Below are 23,291 nucleotides of genomic sequence, written 5' to 3' on the forward strand. Positions count from 1 at the left end.
TCTCCTGGATAAAAGGGATACGGTCGCCCGGGGCGGGCTCAGTGGGAGTCGCGAGGGACCTCGTGTCCACGGCTTCCGCGCAGGAAACCGAAGTCGGCGCCCTGGTCGGCCTGTTCCACGTTCTGGGTGTAGAGCCAGGAGTAGCCGCTGGTGTGCCGCTCGGCGGGTGCCCTCCGTGCCTGCCGGCGTCGCGTGAGCTCGGTGTCGTCCACGTCCAGGCGCAGGGTGCGGTTGGGGACGTCGAGGACGACGGGGTCCCCGTCGCGCACCAGGGCGAGAGGTCGGCCGACGGCGGCCTCGGGCGCCACGTGCAGGACCACCGTCCCATACCCGGTGCCGCTCATCCGGCCGTCGCAGATGCGCACCATGTCCGTGACGCCGGCCTTCAGCAGCTTGCCGGGCAGCGGGACGTTGGCTACCTCGGGCATGCCCGGGTAGCCCTTGGGGCCGGCGTTGCGGATGACGATGACGGTGTTCTCGTCGATGTCGAGTTCCGGGTCGTCGGCCACTTCGTGATCGGCCTCGGGGGAGTCGAAGACTCGCGCGGGGCCGCGGTGGGTGAGCAGGTGCGGTGAGGCGGCGGACTGCTTGATCACAGCGCCGTCGGGACACAGGTTGCCGCGGAGCACGGCGATTCCGGTGCCGGCCGGCTGGACGGGGGCGTCGAGGCGGGTGATGACGTCGGCGTCGACGCGTTCGGTGTTCTCGGTGTTCTCGGCGATGGTGCGTCCGGTGACCGTGATCTGTCCGCCGTGCAGCAGCTTGCCGCCGTGCAGCTCGGCCATGACGGCGGGCAGGCCGCCCGCGTAGCAGAAGTCCTCCATGAGGTATTTGCCGCTCGGCATCAGGTTGACCAGGGTCGGTACCGCGCGGACCAGGCTGTCGAAGTCCCGCAGGTTCAGCTCGATTCCGACGCGTCCGGCGATGGCGGTGAGATGGATGACGGCGTTCGTGGAGCCGCCGATGGCCGCGTTGACCCGGATGGCGTTCTCGAACGCTTCCCGGGTCAGGATCTGTGAGGGGCGCAGCTCCTCCTCCACCATCCCTACGATGCGCTGCCCCGCCGCCTGCGCGACTTCCATCCGCCGGGAGTCGACCGCGGTCCAGGCCGCCGACTCCGGCAGCTGCATAACGAGCGCCTCGGCCAGGCAGGCCATCGTCGAGGCGGTCCCCATCGTCATGCAGTGGCCGTTGGAACGGGCCATGCATCCCTCGGCGAAGAAGTACTCCTCCTCGGTCATCCGGCCGGTCTTGAGGTCCTCCTCGAACTTCCACACCTGAGTACCGGATCCCACGTCCTGGCCCCGGTACTTGCCGTTGAGCATCGGCCCGCCGGTGACCATGACGGCGGGCAGGTCGACGCTGGCGGCGCCCATGAGCATGGCGGGAGTCGTCTTGTCGCAGCCGGACAGCAGGACGACACCGTCGAGCGGATTGGCCCGGATCAGCTCCTCGACCTCCATGGCCATGAGGTTGCGGTACAGCATGGCGGTGGGACGCATCAGGGTCTCGCCGGTGGCCATGGTGGGGAACTGCAGCGGCAGGCCGCCCGCCTGCCACACGCCGCGCTTGACGGCTTCGGCGACGCGTGTCAGATGCGCGTTGCACGGGGTGAGTTCGGAGGTACTGGTCGCGATGCCGATGACCGGACGCCCGTCGAACACCTCGTGTCCGAATCCCTGGTTGCGCATCCAGGAGCGGTGCACCATCCCGCTGCGGCCCTGTGCGCCGAACCATGCCTGGCTGCGGCGGCTCGTCTTCTGAGCCCCGATGAACAGCCAGGTTGAACGATGGACCTTCCTGACCAGCCTTGCACGGGTACTGCTGACCCTTGCCCGCGACCCGGCCGCACGGCTACGGGGCATCGCCGCAGCATGCCGGATCACCGGACGCACTGTCCTGGCCATCGTGACCGACCTTGAACAGGCCGCCTACTTACATAGGGAACGCATCGGGCGACGCAATCAGTACACCCTCCACCTGGACGGATCGTTCCGGCACCCAGCGGAGGCCGACATGCCCATCCGCGCCCTCTGGGAACTCTTCACCGGCCGCGAAGAAGGCGCCGCGCCACCCCCGCCGCGCAAAGCACCCTCATCCACCTCCCCTCTATCCCGCCCGACGCTCCGCGGACCGTCCGCGTGCCCGGGGTGATGGCGCCGGGCGGGTCGATGGACCCGGCAGGGACGGCGACGGCGGCGGTGCCGGTGTGGCAGGCCGCCGCCGCAGCGACGGATCAACTCGCCAGCAACCGCGTCATCGGGCGGGATCGCAGCACCGACGGCAAGGAGGGCGCGACGACGACGGACAGCACGACCGCGTTGGCCGTCGGCCCGTGTGACGTGATGCTGTTCGAGAACCGCCTCTGGCACGCCGGTGGCCTGAACTCGCCGCGTGCGGGCGAGGGCCGTGACCTTGCGGGATGCTCGCGACACTGCGGAGTGCCCGTCGTGTGGGAGGCGGTGGACGCCTGAGGTGGAGCATGCGGCGGGCACAGTCCGCTGCTCGTCGACCGGGCGAGGGTTTGGTGGAAGCGGCGGGCAGCTCAGCCGCCTGCATCTGTACCCTCTCCCGGCGCTGACGTCCCGCAGGCGTTAGCCCACCTCCATCCGCGTACGTCATGCACCGCGGGATACAGCGAACACCCCAGACCCATCAGGCACTCGAGAAAGATCATCCCAACGGGCCGTGGCCAGTACGTAACGTCGACTCAGTGCATTTCCGGGTCGAGGGCGTCGCGGACGGCGGCGAGGATGGCCTCCGTGTCAGCGCCCAGAGCGCGGGCGGAGAAAGTGAACTCACGTGCAAGGGTCATGAGTTGAGAGGCATGGTTGTGGGTCGGCCGGGCTGGGGGCGCCGCGACCCGGGAGCCGGCCCCCCGGCGAGTGCGGATCAGGCCTTCGGCCTCCAGCTCGCGGTAGGCGCGAGCCACGGTACCTGGTGCGAGGCCGAGGTCCGTGGCCAGCTGGCGCACGGTCGGCAGCCTTTCGCCCTCGACCAGCCGGCCGGTGACGATCAGAGCGCCGAGCTGTGCGCGGATCTGCAGGTACGGCGGTATCTGGCTGGTGGTGTCGACGCGTACGGCAGGCTCATTCACCGGTGCAGTCCCTTTCCGCCGCGTCGTCGACGGCTCGCGGGGCCACCACCGTGAGCAGAGACCAGATGACGGTGAAAAGGTTCAGCAAGGCCAGTGGGTAGAACACCCAGAAGGTGAGTGCGCCCGTCGTGCCGGCGCAACCTGTTTCCATGAGGGAGATGGTGACCATCAGCACTGCGTACAACTGCTGGCTCGACACGAGCAGGCCCCAAGCCCCGGTCACTGCCCACGCACGGTTGCGACGCTGCTGTTCCCCACCTGGTCCGTGAGCGATGCGGCGCAGTGCCCACACGCAGGTAGGGGTGGCTATGGCGAGCGCGCCGAACATCGGAAGGCTGTAGTACAGACCGGGCCAGGGGCCCAGGGTCGCCGGAATCCCGTTGCAGGCGACGGTAAGGACCTTGCCGCTACTGAGGATACGGTCGGAGTCGAGGGAGGCCGTAGCGGCTGTGATTGCCAGCAGCACGATGAGCGTGACCCCCTGAAGGGCGATCAGGGGACCCATGCGTGGTGGCACATGGTCTCTCACCATGCGCGGGGCGAGACTCGCGGTGCGTACCGCGTCCAGGGGAAGCAGAGTCAGCGCGTCTGCCAGAAGGACACCTGCCACCGTGCACATGCCGAAAGCCGTGATGCAGAACACGACGCGCTGCTCGAACTCGATCTGTCCGAGTGTGGACAGCGCCTGTGCGGCCATGATGCCGATGGCGAGGCCGGACCATCGGGCGTACTGGTCGGCGTGGTCGAGGAATCGCTGCTGGAGCGGGGCAGTGTCGAGCATACGGAGGTCCCCCAGACCATCTTGTACCAAGTGGCGAGTACAAGATGGCCTCAGGTGGCATCTTGTGTCAAATGCTTGATACAAGGAGGAGCTGGGGAAGGCTGGAACGTCCGGCGGTCTGATGCCCTACTCGAACAGCTCGGCCGCCTGTATCCGAACTGCCTCCCGGCGCCGACGTCCAGCAAGGTCAGCCCGCGCTCATCGGTATGCCTCGGTGTGAGCCCGGCGGCTGCCGGCTGAGCCAGTTGACGAGTCCTTGGGCTGTTTCGGTGGCTGTGTCTCTTCCCTGCCACGGGGTCTCCACCACTCAGGCGATCTCGGCAATAGGGTTGTGGCTGGCGGGGCTGACCTTGGCCTGGGCTGTGCCCGTCAGGCAGGACTTGTCATGGAGCCGGATCACTCAGTTCAGCCAGGACATGGCCGGATCGGGAGAGCCTGCCGTCATGCGCTGGTAGCGCAGGGCTTGCGGGGCGTCCGGAGCGCCGCCGATGAAGCTGTGCAGGGCTGGGTCGGACAGCACGGCAGCCATCTCCTCGGTGTGCTCGACGGGCAGCGGCAGCAGGTCCGACCGCTCCCACGGCTACAGCGTGCTGGACGTGATCCCGGAACGCGCGCAGGTGGACTACTACATCCTCTCGGACAAGAAGAGCCCGACGGCGACGTCGTCGTGGACCTGCTCGTACCGCACCCGCAGCGGCACGCAGAAGGTGGAGCGGGTGGACGCGCCGGTGCTCTGACGGGCCAGGGTTGGCGTCGCGGCCGGTAGGGCATGGTGCGTGTGCACCATGCCCTACCGAACTCGCCATCCGGGGACGCGGATGAGACCTGCCGACTTCGACGACCTGATCCTGATGCTGATGGGCGGCGAGGTGGAACCCAACGGCATAGACATGATCGTCCTGTTGCGGGCGAGCGAGCTGGCCCAGGGGGAGACGGAGTCCGACTGGTCGGGCTCCCCGATGATCGCCGAGATCGCGGCGCTCGCCGACCAGGCCTTCTCCGACGACCCGGCCGAGATCGAGCCCGCCCGGGAAGTCCTCTTCGCACTGCGCCAGTCCGAGGCGTCCGACGCGGCGGACGATCGGGAAGAAGGTATCCGGCAGAGCGAGGCGATCCTGCGGCACGTCGACACCGCCCGTTTCCCCATCACCGCGGCCGGAGCGCACCTGAAGCTAGGCGGGGCGCTCCCCAAGCTGTCGTGGAGTGCCGACGGAGTCGACAGATCGGTGCTCCGGCGTGCCGCCGGCCATCTGGAGAGCGCGCTGGCGCTGCTGCCGGACGAGGAGGCGGACCTGCGGGCGATGGCCCGCTATAACGCAGCCCTGGCCTTTCGCGATCTGTGGCGGTCGGGCGATGAATGGGACGATGACGACGACGACCGGGGCAAGGCTCTCGAGCACGGCCTGGCGGCGCTCGCCGCGATGGACCGGGGCGAGTTCTCCGGCGACCGGGGCACGGTGAGCCGGGCCGTGCTGGCGGTCCTGATGGCAGACGGTGAGCCGAGGGACCCCGAGGCGCGCGATCAGACCATCGCCGTCCTGCAGACATGGCTGGCCTCGCGCGAGGGGAAGTCCCTGCCGCGCACCGAAAGACGCGCGCTGAAAGAGGCGCGCGACCACCTGATCACCGCCCGGGGCCGCGGCTGAGCGCCCAGGTGACGTCCTTTGCTCCTGCCAGGAGGGATCGCCCGTGTTCCGGGACTACCTGTACATCGACCGGCCCCGGCTGGTGAGTTACGCCGAACAGATCGGCGCGACGGCCGCGAAGGCCAAGAACCGCCAGTGGCGGGTCGCCCTCGGCCTCACCGGCCCCGTGGTCGAACACCAGCAGGGGTCGGCTGAACGCGCCGCGAACGACCACGAACTGGCCGAGTCCGTGACCCGACATCTGCGAAAGAGGGGCGAGCTGCGCACGACCCGCCCGGCATCCCTGGACGATGTAGACGAAGGACAGGCCACGTTCGTGCTGGAGACCATGCGGGCGCGAAAGGTGATCTTCACGTTGGACGGCGGCGGTGCCCCGCGCGGACTGCGCGAGCTCGCGGTATGGGTGTCGAACCCCTTGGAGAACCCGTCGTCGCGCGACGCGGCGGGCGTCCGCGACGAGGAGGCGACGGGCATGTTCGTGTATCTGCTCGAAGGCTACTGGGACGACGAACCCGCCGAGCGCGCCTACTCGACGATGACCGCGCTCAACGTCCTGCTGCGCACGCTGCACGACGCCGGCGCGGCACCCGAAGCAAGCGCCGGGTCCGACACGTCGCGGGACGACTACGCGACGCCGGTCAACATCCTGGAGCGCAACGGCGGCGTCAAGGGCGACATGCGCACGGTCACGGCGCTCTACCGGGTGCGGTCGGTCTCGGAGAACAAGATCGTCAACGTCGGCGGGCGCACCCTGCGCTGCCACGACCTCTTCGCCTACCCCCTGTACGTGGCCGCAGGGAACGGGTGAGCCGCCCCTGGCGCCAACTACCCTCAGCTCGGACCAGACATCAGCCACGACAGGCGGCGCGGTGCGCGTCGACGAGGAGTACGTGGACTCGATCCGGCCCTGACCCGGCGGCTTCGGCCGCTGTTCGCCGTCAGCGGTGCGGTGCCCCGGCGCGGAGGCCGTCCATGACCAGGTCGAGGAGGCGAGTGGCTCGGGGGCGCCAGTCCTCGGCCGGGGTGATCTGCCACAGACCGGCGATGGCGAGCATGAAGTCGTCGGAGGTGACGCCGGGGCGGATGGTGCCCGCTTCCTCGTTCGTGCGCAGCAGGAGGTCGGCCGCGTCGATGACGGAGGTGGGGGAGGGCTTGGCGGGGCCGCCCGGAGCGCTGGCGGCCAGGCGGATCGCGTCCGCCAGGCCCGCCTTGGTCATGGCGAACTCGGCCAGCCGGTCCATCCAGGTACGCAGGGCCTCCTGCGGCGGCAGCTGTTCCAGGAGCCGGGTCGCGCTCTCGGCCACCTGCCGCATCTCGTGGCGGTAGATCTCCAGGACGAGCGCCTCGCGGTTGGGGAAGTTCCGGTAGAACGTGCCCTGGCCGACGCCCGCCTTCTTGGCGATGGTGCTGAGGGGCACGTCCGGGCAGTGGGTCAGCTCCGCGATGGCCACATCGAGAATGCGCTCGCGGTTGCGCTGCGCGTCCGAGCGCAGGGGTGCGTTGTCGTTCTGCTGCACGCGGGACTCCTCACGGGCCCTGGACCGAAACCCGTCCTTGCTAAGCGGACAGCTGTCCGTTACGTTTGCCGAAGAGCGGACAGCTGTCCGTTTCCGCCATCTTAGCCCTGCCCCCACTCGTACCGCAGCCCGCGTGCACCGTCGCCGGACGCGCACTGCGCAACGGCTTCCGGTCCTTGCCGCGGTTCCCCCGGAACGACCCTTTCGGTTTCCGTCAAGATCCCTGAAAGAAGTGGCTCATGGCTTTACCGACGTCCAGCGTCATCACCTTGCACATCAACGGCGAGAAGTTCACGCTGCCCGTCGACCACCGCACCACGCTCCTCGACGCGCTGCGCGAGCGCCTCGACCTGACCGGCACCAAGAAGGGCTGCGACCAGGGACAGTGCGGTGCCTGCACGGTACTGGTCGACGGCCGCCGCACCGTGGCGTGCCTGCAGTTCGCGGTGGCGGCCGAGGGGCGTGAGGTCACCACCATCGAGGGCGTGGCGGACGGCGAGCGGCTCCACCCCGTCCAGCAGGCCTTCCTCGACCTCGACGGCTACCAGTGCGGCTACTGCACGCCGGGACAGATCTGTTCGGCGATCGGTGCGCTCCAGGAGCACGCCGCGGGGTGGCCGAGCGCCGCGACGGACGACCTGCGGCCCGAGTCGGGACCGCCGCCACTGACCGCCGAGGAGATCCGTGAACGCATGAGCGGCAACCTGTGCCGGTGCGCCGCCTACGCCTCGATCGTCGACGCCGTCGCACAGGCAGCCGGAACGAGGGCCATACAGCCGGCCGGCACCCAAGCGGACTCGGAGGAGCAGGCGGCATGAAGGAGTTCACCTACCAGAAGGCCGCCGACGTGCCGGGCGCGGTCGCACTGCTCGGCGCCGACCCCGACGCGCGCTTCCTCGCGGGCGGCACCAACCTGGTCGACCTGATGAAGAGCGGCGTCGAACGGCCCGCCCGGCTGGTGGACGTGCGCGAACTGCCACTGGACCGCATCGAGACCACCGCCGACGACGGACTGCGTATCGGTGCCACCGTCACCAACAGCGACCTCGCCGCGCACCCCGAAGTGCGGCGCCGCTACCCGGTGCTGACGCAGGCCGTCCTCGCCGGCGCCTCGGGCCAGCTGCGCAACATGGCCACCGTCGGCGGCAACCTCCTGCAACGCACGCGGTGCGCCTACTTCACCGACCTCACCAAGCCGTGCAACAAGCGTGACCCCGGCAGCGGTTGCCCCGCCATCCGCGGTGAGCACCACAACCACGCCGTCCTCGGCGCCTCTTCGCACTGCGTGGCCGTGCACCCCTCGGACATGGCGGTCGCCCTGGCGGCCCTCGACGGCGTGGTGCACTACGAGACCGCCGACGGCCCGGGCGAGGTGCCCATCGGGTGGCTGTACCTGCCCGTGGCCGAGACCCCGCACCGCGAAACGGCCCTGCCGCCCGGCGCGTTGATCACCCACCTCACCCTGCCGCCGTCACCCGTGGCCGCCCACTCCCGCTACCGCAAGGTACGCGAACGTGCGTCCTACGCCTTCGCCATCGGCTCGATCGCGGCAGCGCTCGACGTCCGTGACGGCGTCGTGCACGACGCCCGCGTGGCCTTCGGGGCGGTCGCCAGCCGCCCCTGGAGAGCCCGAGCGGCCGAACGCATCCTCATCGGGGCGCAGGCCGTCACCGAGACCTTCGGAGCCGCCGCGGACGCCGAGATGGCCGCGGCCAGACCGCTGGCGCACAACGCCTACAAGGTGACCCTGATGCGCAACCTGACCGTGGCCGTGCTCGGTGAACTCGCCGAGGAGGCCGGCCGATGACCTCGACTTCCGTGAAGGGCGCGCCGGTACGCGCCGTCGGCACGAAGCACGTCCGCGTCGAAGGCCGTGACAAGGTCACCGGCAAGGCGCGCTACGCAGGGGAGGTCCCCTTCGCCCACCTCGCACACGGCTGGCTGGTCCTCTCCAGCGCCGCCCGCGGCCGTATCGAGGCCATCGAGACCGAGCCCGTCCTCGCGATGCCCGGCGTCCTCGCCGTCCTCCACCACGGCAACGCCCTGCGCCTGCACACCGACTTCGTCGGCATGCTGGGGACCAGGCCCGACCCCACCTGCGCCGTGTTCCAGAACGACAAGGTGCCGCACGTGGGCTGGCCGGTGGCCCTGGTCGTCGCCGAGACTCCCGAACAGGCACGCGAGGCCGCGGAAGCACTCGTCGTCCACTACGAACAGCAGCCCCACGACGTCGAGTTCACCGGCGGGGACCCGAACGCCTACCCCGTGGACGGACACATGCCCGCCGTCACCGACAAGGGCGACCTGGAGAGCGAACTCGCCGCGTCCGCGGTCGTGATCGACGCCGAGTACACCACGCCCGAGGAACACCACCACCCGATGGAGCCCCACGCGGCCACCGCCCGCTGGGACGACGGCCGCCTGGAGCTGACCGACTCCAACCAGGGCGCCACCTGGGTCGTCGCGGAGCTCGCCAACCTCTTCTCCCTCGACCCGGAGTCCGTGCGCGTACGCTCGGAGCACGTGGGCGGAGGCTTCGGCAGCAAGGGAGTACGCGCCCACCAGGTCGCGGCCGTCATGGCCGCCACCGTCCTGCAGCGGCCCGTACGCGTCGTGCTGACCCGACGTCAGATGTTCACGCTGGCCGGACACCGCAGCCCCACCATCCAGCGTGTACGGCTCGGCGCGGACCCCGACGGACGCCTGCGCGCCCTGGACCACCGCGCCCTTAGCCGCACCTCCACCGTCTACGATTTCGTCGAACCGAGCGCCGGCGTGGCCCGGGTGATGTACGACGCGGACGCGCACCACACCGAGAACCAGGTCGTCCGGCTCGACGTCCCCAGCCCCACGTGGATGCGCGCGCCGGGCGAAGCGCCGGGCTCCTTCGCCCTGGAGGCCGCCCTCGACGAACTCGCCGAGAAGTGCGGCGTGGACCCCATCGCACTGCGCCTGCGCAACGAACCGGAGAAGGGCCCGGTCTCCGGCCTGCCCTTCGCCGGCCGCAACCTGCGTGCCTGCTTCGAAGAAGGGGCCCGCCGCTTCGGCTGGGCCGAGCGCGACCCGCGCCCCGGGGTGCGCCGCGACGGGCGCTGGCTCCTCGGCACCGGCACCGCCGGAGCCTCCTTCGGCGCCGGTGCCGCACCGTCGACCGCGACGATCACGGCGCAGGCCGACGGCAGCTTCACCGTCAGCATCGCCGCTGCCGACATCGGCACCGGAGCCCGCACCGCACTCACGCTCGTCGCCGCCGACGCCCTCGAGGTGCCGACCGGGCGCATCCTGGTGCGGCTGGGGGACAGCGCGTACGGCCCCGCGATGATCGCCGGAGGATCCATGGGCACCCGCTCCTGGTCCTGGGCCGTCATGGCGGCGGCCGGGGAACTGCGCGAACGGCTGGTGCCGGGCATGGAGATCCCGCCGCAGGGCATCACCGTGCGGTCCGACACGACCGAGGCCATCGCCGCGCTCGCCCGCAAGGAACGCCACTCCTTCGGCGCCCAGTTCGCCGAGGTCGCCGTCGACACGGCCACGGGCGAGGTGCGGGTGCGCCGCATGCTCGGCATCTTCGCCGCAGGCCGCATCGTCAACCCCCTCACCGCCAAAGGGCAGTTCACCGGCGGCATGATCTGGGGTATCTCGATGGCGCTGCACGAGGAGGCCAGGCGCGACACCGTCTACGGCGGCCCGCTCGGCGCCGACCTCGCGGGCTACCACATCGCCACACACGCCGACGTGCCGCGCATCGAGGCGGACTGGGTGGACGATCCCGACCCCGAGGACCCCGTCGGCATCAAGGGCATCGGCGAGATCGGCATCGTCGGCGCGGCGGCAGCCGTGGCCAACGCCGTCTGGCACGCGACGGGGGTCCGCCACCGCAGCCTGCCCATCCGCCCCGACCGCGTCCTGACGGCGGTTCGCCTTGCTTGATCTCGCAGCCGACCTGCGACGGTGGCTCGCACAGGACCGCGATGTCGCCGTCGCCACCGTGGTGTCCGTCGGCGGCAGCGCACCACGCGGCCCCGGCGCCGCGCTCGCCGTCGACACCGAGGGCGCCGTCATGGGCTCGGTGTCCGGCGGCTGCGTCGAGGGCGCGGTGTACGACCTGTGCGAACAGGCAATGCAGAACGGCCTCAGCGTGCTGGAGCGCTTCGGCTACAGCGACCAGGACGCCTTCGCCGTCGGGCTGACCTGCGGCGGCGTCCTCGACGTCCTGGTCACCCCGCTGCCCGTCGACGCGCCGCTGCGGGCCCTGGTGCGCGCCGCGCTGGACCTCGCCGCCACGGGGGAGGCGGTCGCCCTGGTCCGCGTCGTCCGCGGCCCGGCCGCGCGCCTCGACGCGGGACTGCTCGTGCGCCCCGACGGCTCGTACGAGGGCACCCTCGGCGGTCACGCGGACCTGGACCGCACCGCCACGGCCGAGGCACGAGCCGCGCTCGACGCCGGCCGCACCGGCACGGTCGAGGTGTCCGAGGACGGCTCGCACTGCCCCGGCGGACTGACCCTGCTGGTCGAATCGAGCCTGCCCGCCCCCCGGATGATCGTCTTCGGCGCGGTCGACTTCGCCGCTGCACTGGTGCGCGCGGGCAAGTTCCTCGGCTACCACGTCACTGTGTGCGACGCGCGTCCGGTCTTCACCACCCGGGCACGCTTCCCCGAGGCCGACGACGTCGTCGTGGACTGGCCGCACCGCTACCTGCTCCGCACGACGACCGACGCCCGCACCGTCCTGTGCGTACTCACCCACGACGCCAAGTTCGACATCCCCCTGCTCGAGGTCGCCCTACGATTGCCCGTCGCCTTCGTGGGTGCCATGGGCTCGCTGCGCACCCACCTCGACCGTGACCGGCGGCTGCGCGAAGCAGGCCTGACACAAGAGGAGTTGAAGCGCCTGCGCTCGCCCATCGGTCTCGACCTCGGCGGCCGCACCCCAGAGGAGACGGCCCTGTCGATCGCCGCCGAGATCGTCGCGACCCGCCGCGGCGGGACCGGCCGGCCCCTGACCGGAGCCGGCAGGCCCATCCACCGAAGCGGCGTTCACTGAGGCACGCGGCCCACGGCGGCCGTCACGACATAGCCTAGACTCGCGGCCCGGATGCGGGAGGAGCGGGCAGTGAGCGCAGCACCCATACGGTTCGGCATCGTGGGAAGCGGCTGGCGGGCCGAGTTCTTCGTACGGCTGGCGCGCGCACTGCCCGAACGACTCGCGATCGCCGGCGTAGTGACCCGCTCCGCCGACCGCGCCGCCCGCGTGGCGGCGCAATGGGGCGTGCCGGCCTTCCGTACGGTCGACGAACTGTGCGACACCGCACCGGAGTTCGTGATCCCGTCGGTGCCGTGGGAGGTCACGCCGCAGGCCGTACGGGAGCTCGTCGAGCGCGGGACACCGGTGCTCGCCGAGACCCCGCCCGCACCCGACGTGCAGGGACTCGGCCGGCTGTGGGACGCCGTGGGCGCCGCGAAGCGCCCAGGGGGCGGCGCCCTCGTCCAGGTCGCGGAGCAGTACACACTCATGCCGGGCCACGCCGCCCGGCTCGCCCTCGTACGGCGAGGAGTGATCGGCGAGGTCACCTCCGTACAGGTGTCCTCGACGCACATGTACCACGCGATGTCGCTGATCCGGCACACGCTGGGCGTCGGTTTCGCACCCGCGACCGTCACCGCGCGCGCCTTCACTGCCCCGCTGGCCGATCCGCTGACGCCGGCCGGCTGGACGGACGACCCGAATCCGAAGGACGCCGTCACCACCCTCGCCCTGCTGGACTTCGGCGCGGCCCGTACGGCGCTCTACGACTTCACGGACAACCAGTGGTGGAACCCGCTGCGGACCCGCCGGATCGTGGTGCGGGGATCGCTGGGCGAGATCGTCGACGACACCGTGGTGCGGATGGCCGACCCGCGCACTCCGGTGGAGTCCGCGCTGACGCGCCGCCGTACCGGCACCGACCTCAACCTGGAGGGGGCCGAGGTCCACCACATCTCCTTCGACGGCGACGTGGTGTGGCGCAACGAGTACGTGGGCGCGAGCCTGTCCGAGGACGACCTCGCCGTCGTGGACCTGCTGTGCCGGACGGGCGCGTGGCTACGGAACGCGGGCCCGGAACCGTACCCGCTGGCCGACGGCTGCCAAGATCACCTGCTGGCGCTGGCCTGCGAGGAGTCGGCCCGCACCGGGACGCCCGTGACGACCACGGAGCAGCCGTGGGCAGGCAGTTGACCCCCGAGCGCAGGCCGCCGAGGAGTCAGTTCGCAAGCCACCGCTCGGCGTTCTGGGCCGTCACCTCGTCGTGGTCGGTGGACAGGCTGAGCGACTGCCACTTCTCGTCCTCCGCGAGGCGCCTCGCCCAGGCCGCGCGTCCGCAGGCGTAGGCGTTACTGCCAGCAGCAGGCGCAGGGGCGGTTCGCAGTTGCGCAGGGCGCAGACCGGTGCGGCGCCCATGGCGCGGAGTGCCCCAGGCATTACAGAACTCCCTGCATCACCAAAGGAGTGGGGGGATCCTGGATGCCGTGACCGAAAATACGAGCGAAACAGCCCCCGACGCTGAGGTCAGCGCGCTTCTTCGAGTCTTGGACGGGCAGCGCCGCCACGTCCTCGGCACCCTTGACGGGCTCGACGAGGAGGCTCTGCGACGGCCGGTGCTGCCATCCGGATGGCACTGCCTGGGAATGGTCCAGCATCTTGCGCTGGACGTCGAGCGCTTCTGGTTCCGCGCAGTTGTCGCCGGAGACGAGAAGATCATGCACGGTCTGACGAGCGGCGACGAAGCATGGAACGTGGCCCCGGAAACACGGGCCACCGACGTCCTCGACGGATACCGGCAGGAGGCAGACCTTTCCGACGCCGTCATCACCACCACTCCCGCCGGCGCCGCCCTGGCGTGGTGGCCTCACGACCTGTTCGGCGAGCCGCATCTGCACACCCTGCGCGATGTCCTGCTGCACGTCATCACCGAGACCGCGTGCCACGCCGGCCACCTCGATGCGGCACGAGAGCTCATCGACGGCCGACGCTGGTTGGTGCTGACCTGACGCTGCAGCCCTGTTGAGAACCCCGCCCACAATGGCGACGACCGACCAACTGTCACAGCACGAAGAGAGCCCCCTGCCGATACGCAGAGAGCCCTCTGTGAGTCACAGGAGGCCGCGAGGTCGGACATGAACTGCCTGGACTACCCGACGTCGGCAAAGGACGTGAGGTCACACCCGCCGCATTGGGTGCGAACTCGTCGGCGCGGTCGGTGAGTACGGCACCCCGCAACCGAGCGGTTGCTCACTCAACTGGCCCACATCCTCCTGCCCTGGCGGACTGGCTACGGTCTGCGAGCGGTGCGTACTGGGCTCTGGATCGGACCATGGGTGGACAACGGCGTCCGACTCGGGTGCAGAAGTGGGTGGCGCGAAAGCCGATCGGCACTGGTCTCAGCGTGGCCGTTTCCCTCACACTCTTCTTGCCGATGGTGTCGCGTGAGGAGGAACCCGACGATCCTCTGTTCGCGGTGGTCTTCGGGCTGCTCATGGGACTTGTCTTCAGCCTCACGGCCGTTGCGGGGCGGCGGAGACAGCGCAGGCTCAAGCGTCTGGGGATATGGGACGGATCTTGACAGAACCGGGCGGCCCGACACGAAAAGCTGACCGCCCGCTACCCTGCCCGCGCCCCGCGACCAGGCCGATCGTGACCGGCGCGCCGCCGAGGCCCGGGCCGCGCACAACCGCCTCAGCGCCGCCGCCGGCCGGCTCGTACAGGGCTGACTCCATGCCGAGCGAGGTCACGGCCGCCCTCGGACTGGACCTCGCAGCGAGCACGCCACGGCGCCGATCGCGGAACGGGACGGCTGTTGCGCGGCTGGACCAGCGACTTCACGTCGATGTAGTCGCCGATTGCGGTCGCGACCGGACTCGTGGCGCTGCCCGCGAAGGCATAGCGGTAGTAACCGTTGGCGGTGGCCCTCACCGTCGCGCTCAGCTCGCCGGCGCTGCCAGCTGTGATGGTCTTGAGCGCGGTGTAGGTGCTGCTGTTCCTGGGCCGGTACTACAGCTTGACCTTCTGGCCGCTGTAGCCGGCGTACGTGTTGGTGTTCCAGTTCGCGCGGGTCAGGGTGCCGGTGACGGTGAGGGTCTTGCCCTTCTTGACGGGGTCGGGAGAGGCGTGCCGATCACCCACCCTGCCCAGAAGCAGGCTCTGGCCGACCTGCTGTCACGCCTGGAGTGGGCGGCGGATACCGACGTGACCCGGTTGACGGCAGAGGAGATCGCCGCGGCCCAGCAGGAGGTCGCCCGCGACATGGGCTGGTAGTTCCGCCGTGCTGGGACCGATTCTCGGCAACCGGCGGGGGAGTCATGGTTCTTCGTGTTCGACCGCGTGCTGGCCAGCCGAGTAGGACCTGGGCCCCTCCCGAAGTGGACTGCTGGTGTGTTCGAAGCGGTTCACACGACCGCTGTTGCGTTCGGCCCGCAACCTGACGAGAACCTATGCGGCGGCAAGCTGGAGGAGCTCCGCTACCCCCGAGGCGTGGGCGTAGGGCTCGAAGCGGGGGAGCAGGTCGTCGACGAGGCGGACGCAGCGCGGTGCTCCGATGCGGCGGGCCAGGAGCAGGGACTGGGTGGCGGCGGCCGCCGCGGGCCGCAGCCCGTGATCGTGCTGACCATGCCCAAAGGCGCCCAGCGGGCGCATCCGGGAGAAGGCGTCGTCCAGCAGTTGACGGAAGGCCGGCGAGGTCGGCTTCGGAGACCCAGGCGCACCAGGTGGGCCGATCGGTGCCCGCGTCGCCGGTGGTGTTCAGCGGCGGAGAGGGCACGGAGGCGCGGACACGTCGGGCTGGGGGCGGGGATCGCGGGTTGCCGGCTCGAGCTTCCTCAATCCGCTTCCGCGCGGCAGCCTCCCGCCGATCGAGCTCCTCCAACCACGACACCATCGCCGCCTCCAAGACCACGTCCTGGGACACGACGATCCGCCGACCGACCACAAACGGCAACGGCGCACGGCATCACCAGCTCACTGAGAAGTTTTCATCCTGGCAAGACCTCAGTGGTAGGTGAGGCCGGTCGGCAGCCCGGGTCACAGTCCTTGATCAGGGCTGGAGACCTCTGGATCGGGGCGGGTCAGGCTGTTTCCGGGCAGATGACAGGCCGCACGTAGAGCATCCAGCTTCTCTGCGTCAGTGGTCTCGGCCGCAGCCGCACACGTGAGGATCCGGAGGTCGGTGCCGGCAGGCATCAGGACATCGACATCGAGGGTGATGTCACCCACCCGTGGATGTTCGATGGTCTTGCGGTCGCCGGCCCAGGGGGTGGCAGTGCCGTTGAACCACAGTCGGGCGAACGCTGGTTCCCGTCGAAGCATGCCTTCGACGAATGAGGCAAGACGTTCATCCTGGGGATGGGCGGCCGCCGTCACACGCAGGTCGGCGACGAGGTCCTCCTCTTCCGCGTCGCTGCCTCTCCATGACCAGACGGGCCATGCCGCAATCGGGTCCCGGTCTCGGCTGGCTCTCGTCTGGAACATCCCGGCGACGAGACTGCGCCCCTCCCAGCCGTACGCGCGGGGATCGCCGGCCGCGGCCGTCCACATCTTGTTCCAGCCGATGATGGTCCAGTCAGCAGCGAAGATCCCGGCGGGAGTCGCTCCCAACTGATGGACCAGTCGCTGCACGCTCGCGGGTATGTGCCTGGAGACGTTCCCGGCAGAGGGCGGTGCGAGTTGGGCGCAGCGGAACAGATGGTCACGCTCGGACGGGTCGAGGCGCAGTGCTCTGGCCAGAGCGGTGACCACTTGGGCCGAGGGGTTGCGAGCGCGGCCCTGTTCCAGCAGCACCAGGTAGTCGACCGATATGCCTGCCAGACGGGCCAGTTCTTCACGACGCAGTCCAGGGACGCGCCGCTCCCCGCCGGCCTCCTTGGACGAGGGTGGAGCGGCCGGGCTCTCGGAATCCGGCCGTATCCGGGACGTTGGAACGGGGGTGAGGTGGCGAGGTCGGTGAGGTGTCGCCTCAGGGGGCAGGGAGACGGAGACAGGTGAAGTCCTTCGTGGTGAGGACACCGAGGAGGTCTTCGCCCGCGAGGGCAAGGGCGTCCACCCTGGCACCGGGATGGACACGGAAGGCCACTCGGTCGGCGTCGGCATCCAGGAAGGTCAGGCTCTGGTCGGGGCGGACGACGAGCACGAGACGGCGGCCGTGCACCGTCAGCAGCCGGAGGACCGGGTATGCACGGCGGTGGCTCAGGTCCTCGTAACGCCACAGCGGCTTGCCCGAGAGGGCGTGGAACACCGAGATTCCGCCGTCGAGCAGGACACCGATCACCGGTTCGCCGCGCCACAGGCCCAGGTGATGGCCACTCAGCGGAGAGACGGAAGACCCGAACAGAGAGAAACCGGGAGCGCCGTCCGGGAAGGAGTAGACCTGGATCCCACCGCCCTGTGCGTGCGGCACCGCAGCGAGCAGGTTTCCCTCGTGCTCGACATACTGCACCGATACCCCGTTGCCGCGTGTGTGCCACTGCCCGACCAGCTCTCCCTCCAATGACCATGCTCTGAACCAGTTGCTGTGCGGGCCGACGATCACGTCCTTGCCCTGGAGCCGGCCGAGTCCTGGTGTCAGGCGGTTCGGGAGCCGCAGGTCACGCGGGTCTTTGTCGAGGATGGTCACGTGGGTCGGGCCCCAGAACAAGTCCTGCCAGCTGTATCGCAGGGGTGGCAGTTCCGGGTGGCCGACTGTGCGGCTGTTCGAGGCCGCGTGCCCCCGCGGGGGAGTCACATCGTCCCCCGTGGCGGCGTCGAGGAACCTGTCGAGGAAGAAGAACGACTGACGGCCGGCGTACTGACCGGCGCTCAGGGTGGGCCGGAGCCGGTTGTGGTGTTTCCGCCGGCTCGGCGGACCCGCCGGTGACCGCAGGGTCCACACCCTCGGAGTGGGGCTGTCGCCCTGCCAGGACAGGACGTGATGTCCCTGGGTGTCGGTCTGGACATGGCGGAAGAACGCGGGGGATCCACTGATCCTGGCGGCGGCCTGCAGGCGGCCGTCGATGCCAACGACACCGAGCTCGTCGTCGGGTTCTCCGTAGCAGAGCAGGAACTTCTCATCGGGAGCCGAGACGAGCTCCGCCCAGCTCAATCGCCGGAACTCCGTCCATTCGGCCAGAGTGCTGCTGCGCACGGTCCGCTTGCGTTGCCCTTCCATCGCCACCGGCGGACTTGCGAGCGTCGAGACCACCCACGTCCTGTCCTCCCATACAGCCACGGAAAGGATCACGTCGCCCTTGGCGCGGCGTGGTTGGGAGGACCTCGTTGTCTGCCACCCGGCGCTCGGGTCGACGGCCCACTCCCAGATCCGTCCGTGACCCACGCTGTCCACGTCACTGCCGGCGATCACCACCACGAGTTGCCCCGCGCGCATGCCCATGCCGATCCGCCAGCCGCCGCGTGAGCCGTACCACCACAGGGGTGTGTGTCCGACCTGGGGCACCAGGACACGCGTCAGTCTTCTGCCGTCGGTCGGATCCACCAGGAGGATCGCTCCGGGTTCCAGCAGCGCCACGACGGACCGGCCTTCGACGTCCGTGACTGCCCACGCGAACGCCCGAGTCGGCACCGAGGGTCCTGCGGGGGCGAGGGTACGCAGATCGAAGAGCCCGAGCACCGCCCGGGAACCGAACCCCTCCTGGGCACCGGACAGGACGAGGAGCCGCGAGGACTCCGCACCGGGCAGCGGGGCGAGGGCCCGAACGGGATGATCGGCGGCGCCCCGCAGTTCGCCCAGGCTCGTTCCCGTGGCGAAGTCCCACAGCCGTACCCGGTTCGGGGTCTCCGCCGTGACGACCACCTTCCGGCCGTCGAACTCCAGCAGGGTGACAGCGGTCACCTCACCCTCGTAACTGCCGATCGCCCGGTAACCCGCCGCCCTGTCATCGAGGGGCACGGTCCACTCGGTGTCCCACGGCAGATGCTCGCCGCCCCGGACCCCTGCCGCTTCGGCGAGCTCATGGGCGCCCGACTGGAGCGCGGACAGCCGGAGTTGAGCCAGCCGCGCCCGTGGATCGGGTTCCCGGGACAGCTCCGGCCCCACCTGCTCGTAGAGGGCCCGCGCGGCTCTTGCCTGAGTGGACCGCACGACCGGCAGCACCCGTTGCAAGGCCGCCGGTTCGGCGTGGACCAGAAATCCCGGGTCGCACACCAGCTCGTCGAGGAGGCCGCAGCCCGCGGCATGGGTGGCGAGGTGGGCCAGGACGTAAGGGTCCGCTCCCGACCAGTCACGCAGGCCCGCTGCCGCATCAGTGGGGACGAGGGAGAGCAGGGCGCGGGTGACGGCGGTCAGGGCACCAGGTGCCACATCCGCGCGCAACTCGTACGCGAACGACTCGTGGTAGAGGCGGTAGACCGAGCGCCCGTCGGCGTCCAGTTCCTCGACGATGTGCGCGCCCGCGGCCCGCATCACCCACCGGATGTCGTCCGCCGTCACCGGGACGCCCGTCAGCTCCGAGGCGACCGCCGGCCACACCGCGGCACTGGGGAGCCCCGCACCCTGGGCCAGGGCGAGGGGAAGCAGCAGGGAACGGGCCCGGTCGGCGTGTTCGTGGAGCTGGTCGCGCAGGGCCCAGCGGAAGACGGGGCCGGCCGGGAGGGACGGTGTGTCCGTGGGACGCGGGATCTGCTGCCGCCAGCCGGGAACCGTGGTGTCGAGGGGGCCGGGGCGGTGGGCCAGGGCCCGGGCGATCAGACGGGCGACGAGGTAGTTGCCCGCGGCGTACGCGGCGATTGCCTGGGCGACCCGCCAGGTGCCGGCGGTATCCTCGTACGCTCCGGTGCTGCCGAGACCGTCGGGGGCCCGGAGCAGCTTGTGCGCGTAATCGGCCACGTCCAGGTTGCTGCCCCATCGCGGGTCGTCCAGGTCCAGGGTCGTGAACCGACTGCCCAGGGCTTCGACAACCCTCCGTCGGGTACCGACGAGGAGCCGTACACACGGGATCCTCGCAAGCGGTGCGAGAAGGACCGAGGCAATGTGTTCGGCCTCGCCGCCTCTGCCCTCACCACTCGCCGTGCCCGCCTCGTCCAGGGCGTCGATCACGAGGACGAGCGGTTCGGACCGCTCCGCCAGAGCATGCAGCAGTTCCTCCCGACCGGTGCCGCCCGGCAGCCCAGCCGCGTCCGCGACCGCCGCGACCACGTCGGACAGCAGTTTGTGACGGGCGTGGATCGCCGCGTGGATACTCCCCCTTTCCTGTTCCTGCATGACGCCGAGAAGCCACTCAAGGTCTCGTGGATCGGCCAGGCCGGTCCGTTCGCTCAGTTCGCTCAGGTCGGGCCGACGGGTGACCTCGGAGTTCTCCACGACAAGACGGCCGAGCAGTGCGGACTTGCCCACACCAGGGCTGCCGGTCACCACGAGCTGGCTCTGGGCACTGAACACCGTCCAGCGCGGCAGGGAGTCCGCGCTCGTCATGAGGTGGCGGACGACGTCCTGATCGTCTTCCTTCCCGTTGACCCACGCCACCAGGGCTCGCAACGCTTCACGCCGCCCGGTGAAGTACGTCCCCCGCTCGGCGGCCCGTTCCGTTCCCCGACCACGTGGTCCGAAGTGGCTGACCAGTTCCTCCCGCCGCCGTCGCCCTTCCGCGCTGAGCGCGACGGATTGCTCGGAGAGGTCGACGCCCGCCGCCGGAAGGTCTGGTGCGTACCGAGGGTTCGGGAACAGAGAGACCTCGTCGCCGCACAGGGTGCCGAAGGTCGCGTGCTGGCCGGGGCTGCGTTCGGCGAGCAGTTCATTGACCCTGTCGACGACCTGCTCCACAAATAGCTTGCGCTGGCGCGGGCCACCGAGGGTCGGGTCGTCGACGGCGTCGCGCAGGGCCTCGGCGAAGGCGCCGTCCGCGGCGAGTTCGAGTGGCCGGGCGGCGGCGATGACGGAGAACGACGTGAGGCGGTGCTGGTCGGCCTCGCGCGTCGCGGTCAGGCTGCGGGCCAGTTCACGGACGGCATCGACGGAGCCCTGGCCGGCGTAACAGGTGTCGATGATCAGAAGTAGGCGCCGCAAGCCGGTCTCCGTGACGATGCCGACTACGTCCTCGGTGGCCAGGGCCGTGCCCTTGAGGCGCCCGGGGCGGCTGTCCCTGCACAGGAGGTAGTGGCGGTCGTCGGCGCTGCGGTCGCCGTGGCCTGAGTAGTAGAGGACCAGAGTGCCCTTGCCGTGGTCGTCGTCGGACTCGGCCGTGGCCCAGTCGGCCAGCTCCGTGCGCAGTCCCTCGGTCGTGCAGCCGGAGATCCGGCGCGCGGTGCCGTAACCGAGCCGGGACAACAGTCCGGCCATGACGTCGAGGTCCAGGTCGACGTAGGGCAGTTGCTCGAAGTGTTCGTAATCCCGGTTTCCCGCGACTAGAGCCCACCGGGGTACGGCGGAGTCTGTCATCGCGCTCCCCCGGCCAGGCCCTCGGCTATGGCGGCGCCGGTTTCGGCGGCCGTGAGGTGGTGTTCGAGGGCGTGGGCTCGCCAGCCGTTGTCGACGAGGACGTCGTCGACCGTGCTCCTCGGGTCCGGGAACAGAGGGGCGAGCCGTTTGGCGAGGGCGACGACGTCCCGTCGATCGCACAGGTTGTGCCAGCTGCGCACCCCACCGGGCCACGCACCCCGGCCCGCCTGGGGTGCCGGTCGCAGCCGATCGAAGACCAGGTTGGGGATGCCGAGCGGAGAGCCGATGGTGATCAGGGCGGTGACGGGCCACTCGGGGTGGGCGCACAGCGCCTCGTACGCGATCACGGATCCGAGGGAGTGGCCGACGAGCACGCGGGTCTCGGGGGTCACACAGTCGGCGATCTCCTGCTGGACGCTGTCGCGGACGAGGTCGTCGGTGAGATAGCGGTGTACCTGTTTCAGGACCCCGATCAGGAAGCGGTCGGCCACGCCCGACAGGAACGACGACCTGCTGAGCGCGTACAGCGCTCGTTGCACCGAGTACGGTACGGCGGCCTTGCTCCGTGCCGTGCCGGTGTCCGCCGTGCCCGTCAGGTCCGGCGCGGGCACCCGGTCCGGCTCCAGCCGGTTCGCCTCTCGCCAGAGGGCCAGCAGCAGTTCGGTTTCGAACGGATCCGTCACATCACGGTGGGCGTACGCCGGTTCGCCTTTGGCGGAGGTGGTGCCGGGCGGTCGGAACCAGTGTCCGTAGAAGGCGACTTCCACGTCGTCGGGCTTGAGCGGCGGGCCGTCGGCCAGGCGTACGCCGTCCAGCAGCGCGGGCGCGATGCTGCTGTGGAGCGTGTACTTGCCCAGGTACTGGTTTCCGACGCCGTGCACGATCACGATAGCTGCCATCGGTCTGCTTCCCCCGCAGGTCCGTCAAGTGCCGAGTAGGCCCGAGATCCTACCGATGGGACACTGCGGTGCGAGGCGCCCCCTGCCAACGCCTCTCCGGCGCCGACACCTTCGGCCAGTGTTCCTGGGGCGTCCGGGCCGTCTCCATGATCACCAGCCAGAGGGCTGCGCGGGGGCGCTACAGGGCGTACAGGCGGCGTACGGGGTTGGGTCTAGGTGTAGGAGGGCCGAACGTTGGTGACGCCGTTCTTGAGGCGTGCTGCGGGCGGCAGGCCGCCCGTTCCGCTGTGCGGGCGGTGGTAGTTGTAGTGGATGTTCCAGTTGCTGAGGGCGGCGGCGCGGTCTTCTTCGCTGGTGAACTCGCGGGCGTAGAGGACCTCTTCGGCCATGATCCGTTGGTAGCGTTCCACCTTCCCGTTGTGGCGGGGCGTGTAGGGCTTGGTCTTCTGGTGCCGGGTTCGGTTGCCGATGATGCGGGCGAAGTCGCGCGAGCGGTGGCAGGCGCCGTTGTCGGTGACGACGCGCTGGAGGTGGTTGATGCCGTGGGCGGCGAACCAGACCTTCGCCCGGGCCAGAAAAGCGGCTGCCGTGGCGCCCTTCTCGTCAGCGAGCGGCTCGGTGTAGGCGAGCCGGGAGAAGCCGTCGATGGCGGAGTGGAGGTATACGTAGCCACGCTTCGCGCCCGCTGACTTCGCGCGGCCTGCTGCCTTGGCCTGTTTGGATTCGCGACCGTGGATACGCCAGCCGCCACCGTGGGGAATCCGTCCGACCTTCTTCACGTCCAGGTGCACCATGTGGCCGGCCCAGCGGGCGGTGATCTTGACTGGCGTCCGGTTGCTGGCTCCGCACGGATCGAGGAACGGGTCTGTACGCTCACCGGTGTAATTGATGATCATGGAAGAGACATCAAGTGACTGACACCGTGACCGAGTTCGTGGCCGCCGATGACCAGGCG

The 23,291-nt window shown here is 70.0% G+C and carries 21 protein-coding genes and 2 pseudogenes; 11 read left to right on the plus strand and 12 right to left on the minus strand.

Going from position 1 to position 23,291, the window contains the following annotated elements; all coding sequences use genetic code 11:
• Nucleotides 1-38 precede the first annotated feature (38 nt).
• On the minus strand, nucleotides 39-1,772 hold the full coding sequence (locus tag M2283_RS45260; protein WP_280882464.1) for an IlvD/Edd family dehydratase: 1,734 nt from the start codon (nucleotides 1,770-1,772) through the stop codon (nucleotides 39-41).
• 369 nt (nucleotides 1,773-2,141) lie between these two features.
• On the opposite strand from M2283_RS45260, the gene M2283_RS45265 reads away from it, so the two are divergent.
• Nucleotides 2,142-2,474 carry a hypothetical protein gene (locus tag M2283_RS45265; protein WP_280882445.1) on the plus strand — a complete coding sequence of 111 codons (333 nt, stop codon included), beginning with the start codon at nucleotides 2,142-2,144 and terminating at the stop codon, nucleotides 2,472-2,474.
• Nucleotides 2,475-2,710: 236 nt separating this feature from the next.
• Here the strand turns inward: M2283_RS45265 and M2283_RS45270 are convergent, their stop codons facing one another.
• The 3 genes and pseudogenes from M2283_RS45270 to M2283_RS45280 form a co-directional block, all read right to left on the minus strand.
• Nucleotides 2,711-3,097 (minus strand): GntR family transcriptional regulator, encoded by a 387-nt coding sequence (locus M2283_RS45270; RefSeq protein WP_280882446.1) that lies wholly within the window; start codon nucleotides 3,095-3,097, stop codon nucleotides 2,711-2,713.
• Nucleotides 3,090-3,878: a hypothetical protein gene (locus tag M2283_RS45275; RefSeq protein ID WP_280882447.1), complete on the minus strand. Its 789-nt coding sequence runs from the start codon at nucleotides 3,876-3,878 to the stop codon at nucleotides 3,090-3,092. Before M2283_RS45275 ends, M2283_RS45270 begins: the two co-directional genes overlap by 8 nt.
• Nucleotides 3,879-4,104: 226 nt before the next feature.
• Nucleotides 4,105-4,440 (minus strand): annotated as a pseudogene (locus M2283_RS45280) (GNAT family N-acetyltransferase); the annotation flags it as partial.
• On the opposite strand from M2283_RS45280, the gene M2283_RS45285 reads away from it, so the two are divergent.
• The 3 genes from M2283_RS45285 to M2283_RS45295 all read left to right on the plus strand — a co-directional run bounded on the left by M2283_RS45285 (nucleotide 4,415) and on the right by M2283_RS45295 (nucleotide 6,332).
• Nucleotides 4,415-4,615: a hypothetical protein gene (locus tag M2283_RS45285; RefSeq protein ID WP_280882467.1), complete on the plus strand. Its 201-nt coding sequence runs from the start codon at nucleotides 4,415-4,417 to the stop codon at nucleotides 4,613-4,615. The pseudogene M2283_RS45280 and the gene M2283_RS45285 sit on opposite strands and share 26 nt — an antisense overlap.
• Before the next feature lie 81 nt (nucleotides 4,616-4,696).
• Entirely contained in the window at nucleotides 4,697-5,524 is an 828-nt protein-coding gene (locus M2283_RS45290; RefSeq protein ID WP_280882448.1) for a hypothetical protein, read from the plus strand.
• A 43-nt stretch (nucleotides 5,525-5,567) separates the two neighbouring features.
• Complete coding sequence (locus M2283_RS45295; protein ID WP_280882449.1) at nucleotides 5,568-6,332, plus strand: hypothetical protein; 765 nt, start codon at nucleotides 5,568-5,570, stop codon at nucleotides 6,330-6,332.
• Nucleotides 6,333-6,462: 130 nt separating this feature from the next.
• Here the strand turns inward: M2283_RS45295 and M2283_RS45300 are convergent, their stop codons facing one another.
• Complete coding sequence (locus M2283_RS45300; RefSeq protein ID WP_280882450.1) at nucleotides 6,463-7,041, minus strand: TetR/AcrR family transcriptional regulator; 579 nt, start codon at nucleotides 7,039-7,041, stop codon at nucleotides 6,463-6,465.
• A 239-nt stretch (nucleotides 7,042-7,280) separates the two neighbouring features.
• On the opposite strand from M2283_RS45300, the gene M2283_RS45305 reads away from it, so the two are divergent.
• From M2283_RS45305 to M2283_RS45330, 6 genes are all read left to right on the plus strand, one after another.
• Complete coding sequence (locus M2283_RS45305) at nucleotides 7,281-7,859, plus strand: (2Fe-2S)-binding protein (protein WP_280882451.1); 579 nt, start codon at nucleotides 7,281-7,283, stop codon at nucleotides 7,857-7,859.
• Nucleotides 7,856-8,848 (plus strand): FAD binding domain-containing protein, encoded by a 993-nt coding sequence (locus M2283_RS45310; RefSeq protein WP_280882452.1) that lies wholly within the window; start codon nucleotides 7,856-7,858, stop codon nucleotides 8,846-8,848. The genes M2283_RS45305 and M2283_RS45310 overlap by 4 nt, the downstream gene beginning before the upstream one ends.
• Entirely contained in the window at nucleotides 8,845-10,971 is a 2,127-nt protein-coding gene (locus M2283_RS45315; protein WP_280882453.1) for a xanthine dehydrogenase family protein molybdopterin-binding subunit, read from the plus strand. Before M2283_RS45310 ends, M2283_RS45315 begins: the two co-directional genes overlap by 4 nt.
• Nucleotides 10,964-12,085 carry an XdhC family protein gene (locus tag M2283_RS45320; protein WP_280882454.1) on the plus strand — a complete coding sequence of 374 codons (1,122 nt, stop codon included), beginning with the start codon at nucleotides 10,964-10,966 and terminating at the stop codon, nucleotides 12,083-12,085. Before M2283_RS45315 ends, M2283_RS45320 begins: the two co-directional genes overlap by 8 nt.
• A gap of 69 nt (nucleotides 12,086-12,154) precedes the next feature.
• Nucleotides 12,155-13,258: a Gfo/Idh/MocA family protein gene (locus M2283_RS45325; RefSeq protein WP_280882455.1), complete on the plus strand. Its 1,104-nt coding sequence runs from the start codon at nucleotides 12,155-12,157 to the stop codon at nucleotides 13,256-13,258.
• Between the two features lie 281 nt (nucleotides 13,259-13,539).
• Complete coding sequence (locus tag M2283_RS45330) at nucleotides 13,540-14,070, plus strand: DinB family protein (RefSeq protein WP_280882465.1); 531 nt, start codon at nucleotides 13,540-13,542, stop codon at nucleotides 14,068-14,070.
• 1,000 nt (nucleotides 14,071-15,070) lie between these two features.
• On the opposite strand, the gene M2283_RS45335 is transcribed toward M2283_RS45330, so the two are convergent.
• A complete protein-coding gene (locus M2283_RS45335; protein ID WP_280882456.1) occupies nucleotides 15,071-15,202 on the minus strand; it encodes a hypothetical protein in 132 nt (43 codons plus the stop codon).
• Between M2283_RS45335 and M2283_RS45340 the strand changes: the two genes are divergently transcribed.
• Entirely contained in the window at nucleotides 15,188-15,334 is a 147-nt protein-coding gene (locus tag M2283_RS45340; RefSeq protein WP_280882457.1) for a hypothetical protein, read from the plus strand. The genes M2283_RS45335 and M2283_RS45340 overlap by 15 nt on opposite strands.
• A gap of 174 nt (nucleotides 15,335-15,508) precedes the next feature.
• Here M2283_RS45340 and M2283_RS45345 read toward each other — a convergent pair whose 3' ends face one another.
• From M2283_RS45345 to M2283_RS45370, 6 genes and pseudogenes are all read right to left on the minus strand, one after another.
• Nucleotides 15,509-15,712, minus strand: coding sequence for a hypothetical protein (locus M2283_RS45345; protein ID WP_280882458.1), 204 nt, complete (start codon nucleotides 15,710-15,712; stop codon nucleotides 15,509-15,511).
• 384 nt (nucleotides 15,713-16,096) lie between these two features.
• Entirely contained in the window at nucleotides 16,097-16,690 is a 594-nt protein-coding gene (locus tag M2283_RS45350) for a hypothetical protein (RefSeq protein WP_280882466.1), read from the minus strand.
• A gap of 75 nt (nucleotides 16,691-16,765) precedes the next feature.
• Nucleotides 16,766-17,134: pseudogene (locus tag M2283_RS45355) on the minus strand (helix-turn-helix domain-containing protein); the annotation flags it as partial.
• Entirely contained in the window at nucleotides 17,028-21,437 is a 4,410-nt protein-coding gene (locus tag M2283_RS45360) for a caspase family protein (protein ID WP_280882459.1), read from the minus strand. The pseudogene M2283_RS45355 and the gene M2283_RS45360, both read right to left, overlap by 107 nt.
• The gene (locus M2283_RS45365; protein WP_280882460.1) at nucleotides 21,434-22,336 is read right to left on the minus strand and encodes a hypothetical protein; all 903 of its coding nucleotides are present in this window, start codon (nucleotides 22,334-22,336) and stop codon (nucleotides 21,434-21,436) included. Before M2283_RS45365 ends, M2283_RS45360 begins: the two co-directional genes overlap by 4 nt.
• A gap of 212 nt (nucleotides 22,337-22,548) precedes the next feature.
• Nucleotides 22,549-23,291: integrase core domain-containing protein (locus tag M2283_RS45370; RefSeq protein WP_432423224.1), on the minus strand; the 743-nt coding region annotated here is incomplete at its 5' end.

Source organism: Streptomyces pseudovenezuelae, from assembly GCF_029892565.1.
Taxonomy (GTDB): domain Bacteria; phylum Actinomycetota; class Actinomycetes; order Streptomycetales; family Streptomycetaceae; genus Streptomyces; species Streptomyces pseudovenezuelae_A.